This window comes from Mycoplana sp. MJR14, assembly GCF_029210525.1.
Taxonomy (GTDB): Bacteria; Pseudomonadota; Alphaproteobacteria; order Rhizobiales; family Rhizobiaceae; genus Mycoplana.
In genome coordinates, this window is record NZ_JARGEO010000002.1 from 674,991 (window position 1) to 688,980 (window position 13,990).

Consider the following 13,990-nt stretch of genomic DNA (forward strand, 5'->3'; position numbering starts at 1 on the left):
GGCTCGCATGCCCGCTCTGTTGCGGAAAGTCAGTACGATCACCGAGAAGGGACAGGTCACGATACCCAAGTCCGTCAGGGAAGCACTTGGGCTCGACTATGGCGGACGGATCGCCTTCTATGTCGACGAGAATCGCAAGGTCTCAATCGAACGTGACGACCAGGACGAGGACGACCCCGTGATCGACAGCTTCCTCGCATTCCTGGCGAAGGACATGGAGAGGGACCCCTCGCGGATCAGCGCGATTCCCGATGCATTGCGCGAACGAATGCAAGGGCTGATCAAGGGCATGAATGTCGATCCGGACGATCCGATCGAAGGCGACGTCGATATCTAGCCGATGCCTGACATTCACGGCTGGACCGTCCGCGCGCACCCCCTGCTTCTGGATCAACTGGAGAAGCTGACATCGTCGGTGGAGGAACTGGCGCGAAAGCGGCCGGACGACTACCAGGAAAGCGCCAACGCAAAGCTTCTGGCGTCGCTCGTGGCCCTCATCTTCGACAAGATTCCGCGAGATCCCACCTCCACTGCCTATGTGCAGGGCAAGACGCTCGGCACCAAGCGGCGCCATTGGTTCCGGGCCAAATTCGGCAATGGACGATTCCGCCTGTTCTTCCGCTACAGCAGCCAGGCAAAGGTGATCATTTTCGCCTGGGTCAATGACGAGAACTCGCTTCGAACCTATGGCTCCAGAACGGATGCTTACGCCGTCTTCAAAAGCATGCTGGAAAGCGACAATCCGCCGGACGACTGGACGAAGCTGCTGAACGCCGCCTCCGGAAAATCGGTCGAGCAGCGACTGGACAACGCCTACTCCAGGAACGCTGGGAAGCAGGACTAGCCGCGAGGATGGCCGGAGGCGCGGCCGCAGTTCCGGGCGGCGGCGCCACCCGGCCCCCTCAATCCACGCGGTTCCCCTTCTCGTCGAAGACATGCAGGTGCTTCTGCGGGAAATCGACGCGCACCTTCGGGCCGGCCGAGAGCGCCTCGCGGTCGAGGGTGAAGATCTTGAAGGGCAGGCCGTGCAGCGACAGGTGGAGGATGATGCCGAAGCCGGTGGGCTCGACCAGTTCGACGCCCGCCTCCAGCATGCCGCTGTCGCTGATGACGACGTGTTCGGGGCGGATGCCGAGGGTGACGGCCGCATCCGGCCCGATGCCGGTGCGCCTTGCGACCGGGACGACAGTGCCGTCGGAGAGGCGGATGCCCGCGCCCTCACCCGTGACCACGTAGCGGCCTTCCAGGAAATTCATGCCCGGCGAGCCGATGAAGCCGGCGACGAAGAGGTTGGCCGGGGTGTCGTAGAGCTCCAGCGGCGTTCCGACCTGCTGGACGACGCCGCCGTGCATGGCGACGATGCGGTCGGCGAGCGTCATCGCCTCGATCTGGTCGTGGGTGACGTAGATCGAGGTGGCCTTCAGGTCGGCGTGCAGCTTCTTGATCTCGGCGCGCATCTGCTCGCGCAGGCGGGCGTCGAGGTTGGAGAGCGGCTCGTCGAACAGGAAGGCCTTGGGCTGGCGGACGATGGCGCGGCCCATGGCGACGCGCTGGCGCTGGCCGCCCGACAGCGCCTTCGGCCGACGCTCCAGCAGCGGATCGAGGCCGAGCTTGGTGGCGGCGCTGCCGACGGCGCTGGCGATCTTCTCCTTCGCCGTCTTCCGCAGGCGAAGGCTGTAGCTCATGTTGTCGGCGACCGACATGTGCGGATAGAGCGCGTAGGACTGGAACACCATGGCGATGTCGCGATCCTTCGGCGCCAGGTCGTTGACGCGGTTGCCGGAGATGCGGATCTCGCCCGAGGTCACCTCCTCCAGGCCCGCGATCATGCGGAGCAGCGTCGATTTTCCGCAGCCGGACGGGCCGACGAGGACGATGAACTCGCCGTCCCTGATCGTCAGGTCGACGCCGTGCAGGACAGGAAAGGGGCCGTAGCTCTTGCGGACGCTTTCGATATCGATGGAAGCCATTGCGATTGTTCCTTGGGCAATTATCCCTTGACCGCGCCGGCCGTCAGGCCCTGCACGAGATAGCGCTGGATGAGGAGGAAGAAGAGGCAGGCGGGGATGAGGGCCAGCACGCCGGCGGCCATCATCTGCCCGAAATCGACGGAGAACTTCGAGACGAAGGTGAGAAGCCCGACCGGGAAGGTGGCGGCGTCGTTGCCGGAGATCAGCATCAGCGCGAACAACAGCTCGCTCCAGGCCGCGGTGAAGACGAAGCCGAGCGTGGCGGCGATGCCCGGCAGCGTTAGCGGCAGGATGATCTGGCGGAAAGCGACGAACTGGGTGGCGCCGTCGATCATCGCCGCTTCCTCCAGATCCTTCGGAATGCCGTCGAAGAAGGACTGCATCAGGAAGGTGGCGAAGGGAACGTTGAAGGCGGAGTAGACGATGACGAGGCCGGTCAGGCTGTTGGTCAGCCCCAGCGGCGACAGCATCTTGAAGATCGGCGCGACCAGCATCACCAGCGGGAACATCTGGGTGATCAGCATCAGCGCCACGATCCAGTATTTCGCCCGGAAGGTGAAGCGCGACAGGGCATAGCCGGAGAGCGAGGCGAGGATGGTGACGACGACGGCGGTGGCACCGGAGACGATCAGGCTGTTCTTGAAGAAGGTCGGAAAGGCGCTGTGGGCGATGACGAACTGGAAATGCTCGAAGGTCGTGCGCGACGGCCACATGCGCACGCCTTCGCTGTAGAGCAGGTCGTTCGGCGTCACCGAGACCTTCAGCAGCCAGAACAGCGGAAACAGCGCGAAGACCACATAGACGAGGATCGCCAGGCGATGGGCACCGGTGAGGAGAAGCTTGCCGGATCTCATGGTATCAGCCCTTGTTCAGCATGGTCTGGCGCAGAAGCACGATCAGCATCGAATAGACGAGCAGCAGCACGAGCAGCACGAGCGCGATCGCCGAGGCATAGCCGAAGTCGAGCCGCTTGAAGGCCTGGGTGAAGATGTAGCTGGCGACGATTTGGGTGCGGTCGGCCGGCCCGCCATTGGTCATGACGACGATCAGGTCGGCGAAGTTGGAGATCCAGACGGTCCGCAAAAGCACGGTGATGGCGATCGTCGGCGCCAGGAACGGCAGGGTGATCGACAGGAAGCGCTGCACCGGGCCGGCGCCGTCGATCGCGGCCGCCTCGTAGAGATCGCGCGGGATCGCCTGCAGGGCGGCAAGCAGGGTGATGGCGAAGAAGGGAATGCCCCACCAGACGTTCGCCACGATCGGTCCCCACATGGCGAGGTTCGGATCGGAGAGGATGTTGTGCGGCGCATCCAGCAGGCCCAGCGCATGGAGCCAGTGCGGCAGCGGGCCGATCACCGGATTGAACAGCCAGGCCCAGTTCAGGCCGGCGAGGAAGCTCGGCACCGCCCAGGGCAGGAACACCAGCGCCTGCACGAGACCGCGGCCGTAGAACGGCTTGTCGAGCAGGAGCGCCAGGATCAGGCCGAAGGTGAACTGCAGCAGGACCGAGGCGCCCGTCCACCACAGCGTGTTGCGCAGCGCGCCGAAAAAGGCCTGGTCCTGTCCCAGCGCGCGGAAATGATCGAGCCCGATGAAGCCGCCGGAGAACGGGTTCAGAAGCTGGATGTCCCGGAAGGCATAGGAGATGCCGAGGACCAGCGGCACGAGCATCACCGCGACAATCAGGATGAGCGCCGGCGCGCTGTAGAGATAGGGCTCGGAGGCATCGGCGAGCCGCTTCCTGAGCGGCGGGCGATGTTTCGCGATCGGCTGGTGCATCATTGCAAGTCTTCCGTTGGCGTAATGGGTCGGCGCACGTGCGTGGGCGGCGCACCGGAAATTGCGAAGCGAAGCCGCCGGGGAAGGTTGGGCGTAGCCGTCCCTCATCCGCCTGCCGGCACCTTCTCCCCGCAGGCAGGGAGAAGGACACTCGCGGCCACGTCTGCGTCCCCTCTCCCCGCTTGCGGGGAGAGGGTCAGGGTGAGGGGCAATCGCTGCCCGTGCCCGAGACGCCGACGGCCATGTGGCTCTCTCCCTGGACCGTCCGCACGTCGCAGTCCGGGCTCCATCACCCTCTTTACGCCACCTACTTCTTGGCGAGGTACTTCTGCTGCGCCTTGGTCAGGTAGTCGGCCCACTGGTCGGCCAGTTCCTGCGGGGTGATTTCGCCCAGCAGCGCCTTCTGGGAGGTCTGGATCACCAGCGAATCCTTGAAGAAGGCGAACTCTTCCAGATAGGTCGGCATCACGGTCGGCACCGCGTCCTTGTCCTCGAGCTCGGCGAACCAGCCCTTGAACTGCTCGCTGGCATAGAAGGGGTCCTTCTCGGCGGAGGTGTGGACCGGCAGCGCGCCGGTGCGCTTGTTCCACTCGACGTTGCCTTCCGGGCCTTCCAGCGTCTCGATCAGCTTCCAGGACAGGTCCTTGTTCTCGCTCGCCGCCATCATCGACCAGCCGGCATAGCCGATCGTCGGGAAGGTCTTGCCGGCGGGGCCCTTGGGCATGGTCATGATGCCGTAGTCCTCGGCCTTCATGCGCTCGGCGATCGCGATCAGCGCGTCCGGGTCCTGGTCGAGGAAGGCGCAGGTGCCGCTGTAGAAGCCGGCGACGATCTCGTTGAAGCCCCAGTTGACGCTGTCCTTCGGCGCATAGCCGTTCTTGTAGAGGTCGATCAGCCAGGTCAGGCCCTTGACCCAGCCTTCGCTGTTCATGGTCGAGGTGCCGTCCTCGTTGAAGAACTTGTTGTCGCCGGCCATGCTGGCGCCGAACATCATCCAGCCGTTCAGGCCGCCCGGGCCGCCGCGCAGGCAGTAGCCGGACTTGCCGGGAAGTGCTGAGACCTTCTTGGCGGCTTCCGCGAACGCGTCCATCGTCTTCGGTGGCTCGGCCACGCCGGCCTCTTCGAGCAGCTTCTTGTTGTAGAACATCGCCCGCAGGTAGAAGCCGTAGGGCAGCATGTAGGCGGTGTCGTTGACGTCGCGGCCGAGTTCGAGCGCGCGGTCGGTCAGGCTCGTGGTGTGCTCCCACTTGGCGAGGTACGGCTCGAGGCTCTCCAGCATGCCGTTGTTGGCATAGAGCGACAGCCAGGTGTCCGGCATCTCCATGACGTCGGGGATCTCACCGGCCGAGACCATGGTGGCGAACTTCTGGAAGGCCTCGCCCCAGGGCAGCGAGATGATCTCGACCTTGGTGCCCGGGTTGGCGGCCTCGAACTTGCCGACGATGGACTTCAGCGTCTCGGTGCGCTCGGGGCTGGTGATGACCTCGACGAGCTTCAGCGTGGTGTCGGCCAGGGCGGTGCCCGACATCATCGCGGCGAACAATGCGGCAGTCAGTAGTCTTTTCATGGTCGCTCCCCCTTATGGGCTTTCGGTTTATTGCTCTTACGTTTGGGAAGCGGCGGCGATCGCCGCCTCCAGATCACTCCACAGGGCCCCGGTTCCTTCGAGGCCGACATGGAGACGCACGGACCGCAGGTGAATGCCGAAGGCATGCGCGGAATTGGGCTGGGCTTTCTGCTGCAGCACGACCTGCCCGGGCACGATCAGGCTCTCGTGGCCGCCCCAGCTGACGCCGAGCTTGAAGAGGTCGAGCTTGTCGGCGAAGGCGCGGATGTCGATGCCTTCGCGGAAGATGAAGGAGAACAGGCCGGAGGTGCCGGTCAGGCCGGGCGGCAGGCGGTTGGCGAGGGCTGGATGCTGGACGCTTTCGACGATCGGGAGCGCCTGCAGGCGGCGGGCGATCTCGAGGCCCGAGGCCTCGTGCGCCTTCATGCGGATCGGCAGGGTGCGAAGCCCCCGCACCAGGAGCCAGGCATCGAAGGGCGAGAGCTTGCCGCCGAGATAGGGATAGGCCTCGGCGCGGATACGGCCGATCAACTCCTTCGAGCCGGTGACGACGCCGGCGACGACGTCGCTGTGGCCGCCGAGATATTTCGAGGCGGAATGCAGGACGAGATCGACGCCGAGCGACAGCGGCTTCTGGAAGACCGGGCTCGCCCAGCTGTTGTCGATCACCGAGACGATGCCGTGGCGCTTGGCAAGGGCTGCCAGCGCGCCGACGTCGTGGACGTCCATCACCCAGCTCGTCGGGCTTTCCATGTAGAAGAGCTTGGCGCCCGGCAGCGCGCGGGCGACCTCCTCCTCGTCGCGGCCGTCGACATAGGTCACCTCGATCTTCATCCGCTTCAGGATCGTGCCGAACAGGCGGAAGGCGTCGGGATAGACGTGCTTGACCGCAACGATGCGGTCGCCGGGCTCGACGAAGGAGAGGACCGTGGAGGAGATCGCCGCCATGCCGCTGGCAAAGCCCATGGCATCCTCGCCGCCTTCCAGCTTCGCCAGCATTTCCTCGAAGGCGCGCACGGTCGGGTTCAGGCCGCGGGTATAGATCGGCCGGACGATCTCGCCGCGATAGGCCGCGACCATCTCGTCATAGGAGGAGAAGGTGAAGAGCGAGGTCTGCACGATCGGCGGCACCACGGCCTCGAAGGCGTTGCTCTCGTCGTGGGCGACGATGAGCGAGGCGAGGTCGATCGGATCGGAGCCGTTGATCATTTGGACATTTCCTTGATGTCTTCCTCGACGACGTCGAGAATCTTGAGCGTTTCGCGCCGGGCAGCCTCGGTGTCCTGGGCTGCGATCGCGTTGAAAAGCGTGCGGTGGAAGGGAAAGGAGCGGCGGGCGAAGTCCGGACGATCGAAGGGCTCGTCCCAGAAGCGTTCGAAGGCCTCGCGCATCTGCTCCAGGAGCTGGCGGAACAGCGGGTTGTGGGTGGCGTCGTAGATCGCCAGATGGAAGGCGAGGTCCTCGGGCCCGGAGGTGCCCTTGGCCAGGTGCACGCGCTCCATCGCGTCGAGCTTCTCCTCGATGACGACCAGATCGGCGGCCGTGCGGCGGCGGGCGGCGACCATGTTGGCCTCGCACTCGATGCCGCGGCGGACCTCCAGCGTCTGCAGCAGCGCGTCGCGCAGGTGCACGGCATCGAAGGACAGCGGCATGTGGATCGTCGCGGTCGTCACCGGCTTCAGCAGGTAGGTGCCGCTGCCCTTGCGGGTCTCCATGACGCCGAGCGCCTGGAAATGGCGGATGACCTCGCGGATGGTCGAACGGCCGACGGCAAGCGCCGTCATCAGCTCGCGCTCGGCGGGGAGCCGGTCGCCGGCCCTGAGATTGGCCTGGCCGATATAGGTCGCCAGCGCCTCGGTGACCTGGCGGGCCCGGTCCATCGGCGGCAACGGCATGATTGCCGGCTTGGCATCCATTCTCGCCGTCATGCGGCCAATTCCCCGTTTGATGTCAGCTTCTCAAATTGGTCTGACATCTGAGCATTATGGAGACACCTTCTCCGGAGTCAAGAGCGCCGCGGGAAATCCTGAAATTTGAAAAATCCCTTCATTTTCCGATACTTATAAGCCAGGCTCGTACCTTTTCACCGCAACCGGTCCCGTTGCATTCGATCCCGCAGCCGGATATGCAGTTCCCTCCGCCAAGCGCCATCCGACAGGAAGCCTTCATGAGCATCATCGACGAACTGCAGACCGCGCTGGGGCCGGACAGGGTGCTGACCGGCACGGCGATCGGCGAGCGCTACCGGAGCGACGAGAGCCTGACGGGGCGGGTCCTGCCGCTGGCCGTCATCCGTCCCAGGAGCGTCGACGAGGTCTCGGCTGCGCTGCGCATCTGCCATGCGCATGGCCAGCCGGTCGTCCCGCAGGGCGGACTGACGGGGCTGGCCGGCGGCGCCAATGCCGCGGGCGGCGAAGTGGCGATCTCGCTGGAGAACCTTTCCGGCATCGAGGAGATCGATACGGCGGCCGGAACGATGACGGTCAAGGCCGGGACCGTGCTGGAGACGGCGCAGATCGCGGCGGCAGACGCCGGCATGCTGCTGCCGATCGACCTCGGCGCGCGCGGAAGCTGCCAGATCGGCGGCACCATCTCGACCAATGCCGGCGGCATCCGGGTGATCCGCCACGGCGTGACGCGCGACAACGTGCTGGGCCTGGAAGTCGTGCTCGCCGACGGCAGCGTGCTCTCGATGCTGAACAAGATGACGAAGAACAACACCGGCTACGACCTGCGCCAGTTCTTCATCGGCGCGGAGGGAACGCTCGGCATCATCACCCGCGCCGTGCTGAAGCTGAAGCCGCTGATGCCGGGACGCCGGACCGCGCTCGCGGCGCTTGAAGACTACGAGGCGGTCGTGCGGCTGCTCGGCAAGGCGCAGCGCGAACTTGCCGCCCTCTCCGCCTTCGAGGCCATGTGGCAGAGCTATGTCGGCTTCAACGCCAGGGCCGCGGCCGTCAAGCTCTTCGACGCCGACTATCCCTTCCTCGTGATCATCGAGCAGGACGACGACGGATCGGATGCGGCGCGCGAGCGCTTCGAGGCCTTCCTCGGCGAGGCGCTGGAGGCGGAGCTGATCGTCGACGCGCTCATCGCCCAGTCGGAAAAGGAGGCGCAGCGCTTCTGGTCGGTCCGCGAGGGCCACCTGATGGGCCAGCTTCTGCCGTCACTGGTCAATCTCGACGTCAGCCTGCCGATCGGCGAGATCGGGCGCTATGCGGAGGCGTGCGAAGCCGCCCTGCTGCAGCGCTTTCCCGGCGCCCATGTCTCCTTCTTCGGCCATATCGGCGACAGCAACCTCCATGTCGCCATTTCCATCGGCGCGGCATCGGAGGACGACCTGCATGCGATCGACGAGATCGCCTATGGGCTGGTGCAGCGCTTCAACGGCTCGATTTCCGCCGAGCACGGCATCGGCACGCTGAAGCGCGCCTATCTCGACCGCTCGCGCAGCCCGGAGGAGCTTGCGGCGATGCGGCGGATCAAGCAGGCGCTGGATCCGAAGGGGATTCTCAATCCCGGCAAGGTCATCTGACAAAAACGGGTGGCGGAACCGTGCCGTTCACCTATAGGCTGCATGCGTGGAACCTAAAGCGGACTGCCCCGTTTCCGGCCCACGAAAGGAAGGGTTCATGCCGGCACGGATATTGCTCGTCGTTCTCGTGGTCATGGTCGCCTCGATCCTGAGCATCGTGGTGCTTCAGCAGACGTCAGGTTCGGGCAGCGATACGCCGCCGCCGGAGGGCGAGCTCCTGTCGACGCCGGCGAAGATGGTGCACGGATCCTAGGCGGCACCGGCCGGACGGCCATCGCCGGCGGGACCGCGCCAGCGCGCCTTTCGCTCCGCCATCACGCATTCTTCTCCTTCCGGTTTTCGTCTTCCGGCTCTAAGCACATCGGGACAAGCACCGGGCGTCCGCCTGCCCGGCCGAACGATCGGCGGGCCGGCCAACATGCGAGGGTTCAGATGACAGACGGCAAACGACGCGTTCTCGTGACGGGCGCAACCCGCGGGCTGGGGCTGGAGATCGCCCGCGCCTTTGCGCGCGAGGGGGCGGCGGTCGCCCTCAACGGACGCGACCGCGACCTGCTCGAGGCGCATGCGGCGCGCCTGCGCGACGCGGGCTGCTCGGCCGCGGCGCTCGTGGGCGACCTCGTTGCCGAACCGGAGGACATCGTTCGCCGGACGTCGGCTGTGCTGGGCGGGCTCGACGTGGTCGTGCATGCGGCGAGCCTGCGCGACCGGCGGCCGACCGAGGCACTCGACGGCGCCGCCTTTGCCGCCCTGCTCGACGTCAACCTGACGGCGGCCTACCGGCTGGCGCGGGCAGCCCTTCCGCTGCTGCAGCAATCCCGTGCCGGGCGGCTGATCTTCGTGACCTCGATCGCCGCGCGGATCGCCCGCGCGCCGGATCCGGCCTATACCGCGTCCAAGGGCGGGCTGGAGGCGCTCACCCGCTCGCTCGCCGTCGAATTCGGCTCCGACACGCTGACGGTGAACGCGATCGCGCCCGGCTGGTTCGTCACCGATCCGAACCGCACCATGGCGGAGGACCCGCGCGTGCAGGCCTTCGTCGATGTCCGCATTCCGCTGAGACGCTGGGGCCGGCCGGAGGAACTGGCGCCGGCCGCGCTCTTCCTCGGCTCGCCGGCCGCGAGCTTCGTCAACGGCATCACGCTGACGGTCGACGGGGGCATGTCGGCGCAGATGTGAGAGAGGCCGGCATGCGCCGGCCCGGCCTCATGCCTTCTGGCAGTGTTTAGCTTCTGCCGCATCGCCCGTCTCGAAATCGCCGGGCTGCGGCGGAGCGATCGGCTTGAACAGCGACCGGTCGGGCTTCAGGTCGAGCAGCGGCGTGCCGTCCAGGCAGTCGAGACCGCGCACCAGCAGGACGTTGCCCTCGACGCCCTCCAAGAGCACGATCGAGCTGCCGATCGGGTTCGGCCGGACGGGAGAGCGCAGCGAGAAGGTGCCGTGCACCTTGCCGTTGCTGGCCGGGCTCTGCAGCACGAGGTCGCGCCGCGACCGGTCCAGCCAGTAGAGCACCTCCAGCCGCTCGAACGCCTCGACGCCGGCGAGCGCCGGCACCCAGGGCTCGAAGATCTCGATCCGGCACAGCGGCCCGTCATGGCGGCCCTGCCGCGGGCACATCAGACGCGATTCCCACGGCGTGCGGATGCGGCCGATGAACGTCAGCCCCGCATCGACGGGCTCCGGCGGCGAGACGGCGACCTCGTTTTCCCGGATTTCGTTTTCCCGTACCATGGCTTGCTCCTGTCATCCCGCAGCCGGACCGTACGTCCTGCTTTTCGCCCGCGCAATGTCCCGGACGGGCGGGCGTTTCGCAAGCGATATATTTCTGGAAATATAACACTAGCCATCAGCCCCAGACCGTTATATCCATTGAAATATTTCGCACAACAGGAGCACAGCATGGAATTCAAACGTCGTCATCTGGCGAGGGTCGCGCTCGCCACGTTCGCCCTAGCCTGGCTGGGCGTCGCCGCCGTGCACACGCCGGCGTCGGCCGCAGACAAGATCACCGTCTTCGCAGCCGCCAGCCTGAAGAACGCCCTCGATGCCGCGAATGCGGCCTGGGACAAGGAAAAGGGTACGGAAACCACCGTTTCCTATGCGGCGAGCTCCGCGCTCGCCAAGCAGATCGAGGCCGGCGCGCCTGCCGACGTCTTCATCTCCGCCGACCTCGCCTGGATGGACTACGTGGCCGAGAAGAAGCTGATCAAGGAGGACACGCGCGCGAACCTGCTCGGCAACCGCATCGTGCTCGTCGCCCCGAAGGACGCCGCCAAGCCGGTGGAGATCAAACAGGGCTTCGACCTCGCCGCCCTCGTCGGCGACGGCAGGCTCGCCATGGGTGCGGTCGACAGCGTGCCGGCCGGCAAGTACGGCAAGGCGGCGCTGGAGAAGCTCGGCGTCTGGTCCTCGGTCGAGGGGAAGGTCGCCGGCGCGGAAAGCGTGCGCGCGGCGCTGGCGCTGGTCTCCCGCGGCGAGGCGCCCTACGGCATCGTCTACCAGACGGATGCCGCCGCCGACCCGGGTGTTGCGATCGTCGGCACCTTCCCGGAGGACAGCCATCCGCCGATCATCTACCCGGTGGCGATCCTCAGCGGTTCGACGAGCACCGAGGCTGCCGCCTATCTCGACTTCCTGAAGTCGAACAAGGCCGCCCCCTTCTTCACCGAGCAGGGCTTCACCATCCTGAAGTGACCCCCCGCCTTCGCGCCGCGCGCCCTTGTTGGTGCGCGGCGTCGATTTTGTTAGAGACTTTGCGCTAGCGTGGCCGTCCCTCGCATCCCGACCTGCGGCTCCGGCCGCCCTGCGCCATCGTGAGTGACCCGAATTGGACTGGCTGACCCTCAGCGAAGACGAAGTGACGGCGATCCGGCTCAGCCTGCTGGTCTCCTCCGTCGCCGTCGCAACAAGCCTGCCCTTCGGCATCCTCGCGGCGCTGGCGCTCTCGCGCGGCCGGTTCTTCGGCAAGTCGATCCTCAACGGCGTCGTCCACCTGCCGCTGATCCTGCCGCCGGTCGTGACCGGCTTCCTGCTGCTGATCCTGTTCGGCCGCAAGGGGCCGATCGGCGCCCTCCTCGACCAGTATTTCGGCATCGTCTTCTCGTTCCGCTGGACCGGGGCGGCACTCGCCTGCGCGGTGATGGGCTTTCCGCTGCTGGTCCGCTCGATCCGGCTCTCGCTCGATGCGGTCGACCGCAAGCTGGAGGACGCCGCCGGCACGCTCGGCGCCAATCCCGCCTGGGTGTTCCTGACCGTCACCCTGCCCCTGATCCTGCCCGGCATCATCGCCGGAATGATCCTGTCGTTCGCCAAGGCGATGGGCGAGTTCGGCGCGACGATCACCTTCGTCTCCAACATTCCCGGCGAGACGCAGACGCTGTCGGCGGCGATCTACACTTTCACCCAGGTGCCGGGCGGCGATCTGGGGGCGATGCGGCTGACGATCGTCGCGATCGTCATCTCGATGGCCGCCCTGCTCGCCTCCGAATTCCTGGCGCACGTGATCGGCAAGCGGGTCAACTTCGAATGACGCTTTCCGTCCAGGTCCGCCATCGGCTCGGCAACTTCCGTCTCGATGCCGCTTTCGAGGCGGAGGGCGGCGTGACCGCGCTGTTCGGCCGTTCGGGCTCGGGCAAGACCTCGCTGGTGCGGGCGATCGCCGGCCTGATCCGCCCGGACGAGGGCCACATCACGCTCGACGGCGACGTTCTCTTCGACGGCAAGCGGGGCGTCTTCGTGCCGAAGCACCGGCGGCGCTTCGGCATCGTGTTCCAGGAGGCGCGGCTGTTCCCGCACCTCTCCGTCCGCGGCAACCTGACCTACGGCCGCTGGTTCGCGCCGCGCGGCGCCGTTACCGAGGAGCTCGACCACGTGGTCGATCTCCTGGGCATCGGCCACCTGCTGGAGCGGCGGCCGGCCAATCTTTCCGGCGGCGAACGGCAGCGCGTCGCCATCGGCCGGGCGCTGCTCGCCGCACCGCGGCTGCTGTTGATGGACGAGCCGCTCGCGGCACTCGACGAGGAGCGGAAGGCCGAGATCCTGCCCTATCTGGAGCGGCTGCGGGACGAGACGAAAGTGCCGATCGTCTATGTCAGCCACGCCGTCCACGAGGTGGCGCGCCTTGCCGACCGGGTCGTGATGATGCGCGAGGGCGAGGTCGAGGCGGTCGGGCTGGTATCGGACGTGCTCAGCGGCCCCGGCCTTGCGACCGCGGCCAATCGCCGCGAGGCGGGCAGCGTGCTCACCGGCGTGGTCGAGGCCTTCGATCCGCCGCACCGGCTGGCGACCGTGCGCCTCAAGGACAATTGCCTGCACGTGCCGAACGCCGAGGTCGGCGTCGGCAAGACGGTGCGGCTGCACATTCCCGCCCGCGACGTGATGCTGGCGACCAGCCGGCCGACCGGGCTCAGCGCGCTCAACATCCTGGAGGGCACGATCGAAGCGATCGCCGACGACGGCGAAGGCATGATCACCGTCCGCATCGGCTGCGGCGGCGACATCGTCCACGCCCGGATCACGGCGCTTTCCGGGGAGCGGCTGGAGCTTGCGCCGGGCAAGGCGGTCTTCGCCATCATCAAGACGGTCGCGCTCGACCTTCGCTAGCGGCGGCCTTGCTGGTCCGCGCCGTCCTGCGCCCGATGGGACTGCAGCCAGTCGAGATCGTCGCCGATCGCCTCCCGCGCCTTCGCCTCCATCTTCCGGAACCGCGCCAGCAGTTCCTCGCCGAAGGCGGTGACGACGGCGCCGCCGCCCTGCTTGCCGCCGCGCTGGGATTCCACCACCGGGATGGCAAACATGCGGTTCATCGTGTCGACGAGCATCCAGGCGCGGCGATAGGACATGTCCATCGACCGGCCGGCAGCCGAGATCGAGCCGGTCTCGATGATCCGGGACAAAAGCATGATCTTGCCGCGCCCGAGCCGCTCCTCGCGCGAGAAATCGATCCGCAGATTGACGGCGATGTCATCCGGGGCGCTCGTTGTCATCGCATCTCTTCCCTCTGAGCTTCCGGCCACGCTAGCCGATGGCCGATACATTGCCAACGCGCGTCTGCGGCATCCACATCCGATTCGACGGTGCAACACCCTTGCGCCATCGCGCGGCGCACGCCAAGAGTGCCGCGGTGGAAACGGAGACGAT

General features: G+C 66.5%; 16 protein-coding genes. 8 read left to right on the forward strand and 8 right to left on the reverse strand.

Annotation, left to right across the window (positions count from 1 at the left end; all coding sequences use genetic code 11):
- Positions 1-7 precede the first annotated feature (7 nt).
- Together P0086_RS07475 and P0086_RS07480 are read left to right on the forward strand one after the other, a co-directional pair.
- A complete protein-coding gene (locus P0086_RS07475; RefSeq protein ID WP_275784134.1) occupies positions 8-337 on the forward strand; it encodes a type II toxin-antitoxin system PrlF family antitoxin in 330 nt (109 codons plus the stop codon).
- Between the two features lie 3 nt (positions 338-340).
- The gene (locus tag P0086_RS07480; RefSeq protein WP_275784137.1) at positions 341-844 is read left to right on the forward strand and encodes a type II toxin-antitoxin system YhaV family toxin; all 504 of its coding nucleotides are present in this window, start codon (positions 341-343) and stop codon (positions 842-844) included.
- A gap of 58 nt (positions 845-902) precedes the next feature.
- On the opposite strand, the gene ugpC is transcribed toward P0086_RS07480, so the two are convergent.
- The 6 genes from ugpC to P0086_RS07510 form a co-directional block, all read right to left on the reverse strand.
- Positions 903-1,970, reverse strand: a complete 1,068-nt coding sequence (gene ugpC / locus P0086_RS07485; RefSeq protein ID WP_112610136.1) for a sn-glycerol-3-phosphate ABC transporter ATP-binding protein UgpC — start codon at positions 1,968-1,970, stop codon at positions 903-905.
- 20 nt (positions 1,971-1,990) lie between these two features.
- Complete coding sequence (locus P0086_RS07490; protein ID WP_112598746.1) at positions 1,991-2,824, reverse strand: carbohydrate ABC transporter permease; 834 nt, start codon at positions 2,822-2,824, stop codon at positions 1,991-1,993.
- A gap of 4 nt (positions 2,825-2,828) precedes the next feature.
- On the reverse strand, positions 2,829-3,752 hold the full coding sequence (locus P0086_RS07495; protein WP_275784142.1) for a sugar ABC transporter permease: 924 nt from the start codon (positions 3,750-3,752) through the stop codon (positions 2,829-2,831).
- Between the two features lie 304 nt (positions 3,753-4,056).
- Positions 4,057-5,316, reverse strand: coding sequence for a sugar ABC transporter substrate-binding protein (locus tag P0086_RS07500; protein ID WP_112598743.1), 1,260 nt, complete (start codon positions 5,314-5,316; stop codon positions 4,057-4,059).
- A 36-nt stretch (positions 5,317-5,352) separates the two neighbouring features.
- Positions 5,353-6,525 (reverse strand): PLP-dependent transferase, encoded by a 1,173-nt coding sequence (locus P0086_RS07505; protein WP_275784147.1) that lies wholly within the window; start codon positions 6,523-6,525, stop codon positions 5,353-5,355.
- Entirely contained in the window at positions 6,522-7,244 is a 723-nt protein-coding gene (locus P0086_RS07510; protein ID WP_112598740.1) for a FadR/GntR family transcriptional regulator, read from the reverse strand. Before P0086_RS07510 ends, P0086_RS07505 begins: the two co-directional genes overlap by 4 nt.
- A gap of 239 nt (positions 7,245-7,483) precedes the next feature.
- Here P0086_RS07510 and P0086_RS07515 point away from each other — a divergent pair, with 239 nt between their 5' ends.
- The 3 genes from P0086_RS07515 (at position 7,484) to P0086_RS07525 (ending at position 10,030) form a co-directional block, all read left to right on the forward strand.
- The gene (locus P0086_RS07515; protein ID WP_275784151.1) at positions 7,484-8,851 is read left to right on the forward strand and encodes an FAD-binding oxidoreductase; all 1,368 of its coding nucleotides are present in this window, start codon (positions 7,484-7,486) and stop codon (positions 8,849-8,851) included.
- Between the two features lie 97 nt (positions 8,852-8,948).
- Positions 8,949-9,104: a hypothetical protein gene (locus P0086_RS07520; RefSeq protein WP_162702429.1), complete on the forward strand. Its 156-nt coding sequence runs from the start codon at positions 8,949-8,951 to the stop codon at positions 9,102-9,104.
- 179 nt (positions 9,105-9,283) lie between these two features.
- Positions 9,284-10,030 carry an SDR family oxidoreductase gene (locus tag P0086_RS07525; protein ID WP_148151401.1) on the forward strand — a complete coding sequence of 249 codons (747 nt, stop codon included), beginning with the start codon at positions 9,284-9,286 and terminating at the stop codon, positions 10,028-10,030.
- A 27-nt stretch (positions 10,031-10,057) separates the two neighbouring features.
- On the opposite strand, the gene tsaA is transcribed toward P0086_RS07525, so the two are convergent.
- Positions 10,058-10,582, reverse strand: coding sequence for a tRNA (N6-threonylcarbamoyladenosine(37)-N6)-methyltransferase TrmO (gene tsaA / locus P0086_RS07530; protein WP_112598735.1), 525 nt, complete (start codon positions 10,580-10,582; stop codon positions 10,058-10,060).
- A gap of 168 nt (positions 10,583-10,750) precedes the next feature.
- Here tsaA and modA point away from each other — a divergent pair, with 168 nt between their 5' ends.
- The 3 genes from modA to modC all read left to right on the forward strand — a co-directional run bounded on the left by modA (position 10,751) and on the right by modC (position 13,453).
- Positions 10,751-11,545 carry a molybdate ABC transporter substrate-binding protein gene (gene modA, locus P0086_RS07535; RefSeq protein ID WP_275784161.1) on the forward strand — a complete coding sequence of 265 codons (795 nt, stop codon included), beginning with the start codon at positions 10,751-10,753 and terminating at the stop codon, positions 11,543-11,545.
- A 133-nt stretch (positions 11,546-11,678) separates the two neighbouring features.
- Positions 11,679-12,380 carry a molybdate ABC transporter permease subunit gene (gene modB, locus P0086_RS07540; RefSeq protein ID WP_112598732.1) on the forward strand — a complete coding sequence of 234 codons (702 nt, stop codon included), beginning with the start codon at positions 11,679-11,681 and terminating at the stop codon, positions 12,378-12,380.
- Positions 12,377-13,453 carry a molybdenum ABC transporter ATP-binding protein gene (gene modC, locus P0086_RS07545; protein WP_275784164.1) on the forward strand — a complete coding sequence of 359 codons (1,077 nt, stop codon included), beginning with the start codon at positions 12,377-12,379 and terminating at the stop codon, positions 13,451-13,453. The genes modB and modC overlap by 4 nt, the downstream gene beginning before the upstream one ends.
- On the opposite strand, the gene P0086_RS07550 is transcribed toward modC, so the two are convergent.
- Positions 13,450-13,836 (reverse strand): winged helix-turn-helix domain-containing protein, encoded by a 387-nt coding sequence (locus P0086_RS07550; protein WP_275784167.1) that lies wholly within the window; start codon positions 13,834-13,836, stop codon positions 13,450-13,452. The two genes, modC and P0086_RS07550, sit on opposite strands and share 4 nt — an antisense overlap.
- Positions 13,837-13,990: the final 154 nt, after the last annotated feature.

Coding starts and splice junctions, on each gene's coding strand:
- P0086_RS07475 (WP_275784134.1), top strand. CDS start 8: ATGCCCGCTCTGTTGCGGAAAGTCAGTACGATCACCGAGAAGGGACAG.
- P0086_RS07480 (WP_275784137.1), top strand. CDS start 341: ATGCCTGACATTCACGGCTGGACCGTCCGCGCGCACCCCCTGCTTCTG.
- ugpC (WP_112610136.1), bottom strand. CDS start 1,970: ATGGCTTCCATCGATATCGAAAGCGTCCGCAAGAGCTACGGCCCCTTT.
- P0086_RS07490 (WP_112598746.1), bottom strand. CDS start 2,824: ATGAGATCCGGCAAGCTTCTCCTCACCGGTGCCCATCGCCTGGCGATC.
- P0086_RS07495 (WP_275784142.1), bottom strand. CDS start 3,752: ATGATGCACCAGCCGATCGCGAAACATCGCCCGCCGCTCAGGAAGCGG.
- P0086_RS07500 (WP_112598743.1), bottom strand. CDS start 5,316: ATGAAAAGACTACTGACTGCCGCATTGTTCGCCGCGATGATGTCGGGC.
- P0086_RS07505 (WP_275784147.1), bottom strand. CDS start 6,525: ATGATCAACGGCTCCGATCCGATCGACCTCGCCTCGCTCATCGTCGCC.
- P0086_RS07510 (WP_112598740.1), bottom strand. CDS start 7,244: ATGACGGCGAGAATGGATGCCAAGCCGGCAATCATGCCGTTGCCGCCG.
- P0086_RS07515 (WP_275784151.1), top strand. CDS start 7,484: ATGAGCATCATCGACGAACTGCAGACCGCGCTGGGGCCGGACAGGGTG.
- P0086_RS07520 (WP_162702429.1), top strand. CDS start 8,949: ATGCCGGCACGGATATTGCTCGTCGTTCTCGTGGTCATGGTCGCCTCG.
- P0086_RS07525 (WP_148151401.1), top strand. CDS start 9,284: ATGACAGACGGCAAACGACGCGTTCTCGTGACGGGCGCAACCCGCGGG.
- tsaA (WP_112598735.1), bottom strand. CDS start 10,582: ATGGTACGGGAAAACGAAATCCGGGAAAACGAGGTCGCCGTCTCGCCG.
- modA (WP_275784161.1), top strand. CDS start 10,751: ATGGAATTCAAACGTCGTCATCTGGCGAGGGTCGCGCTCGCCACGTTC.
- modC (WP_275784164.1), top strand. CDS start 12,377: ATGACGCTTTCCGTCCAGGTCCGCCATCGGCTCGGCAACTTCCGTCTC.
- P0086_RS07550 (WP_275784167.1), bottom strand. CDS start 13,836: ATGACAACGAGCGCCCCGGATGACATCGCCGTCAATCTGCGGATCGAT.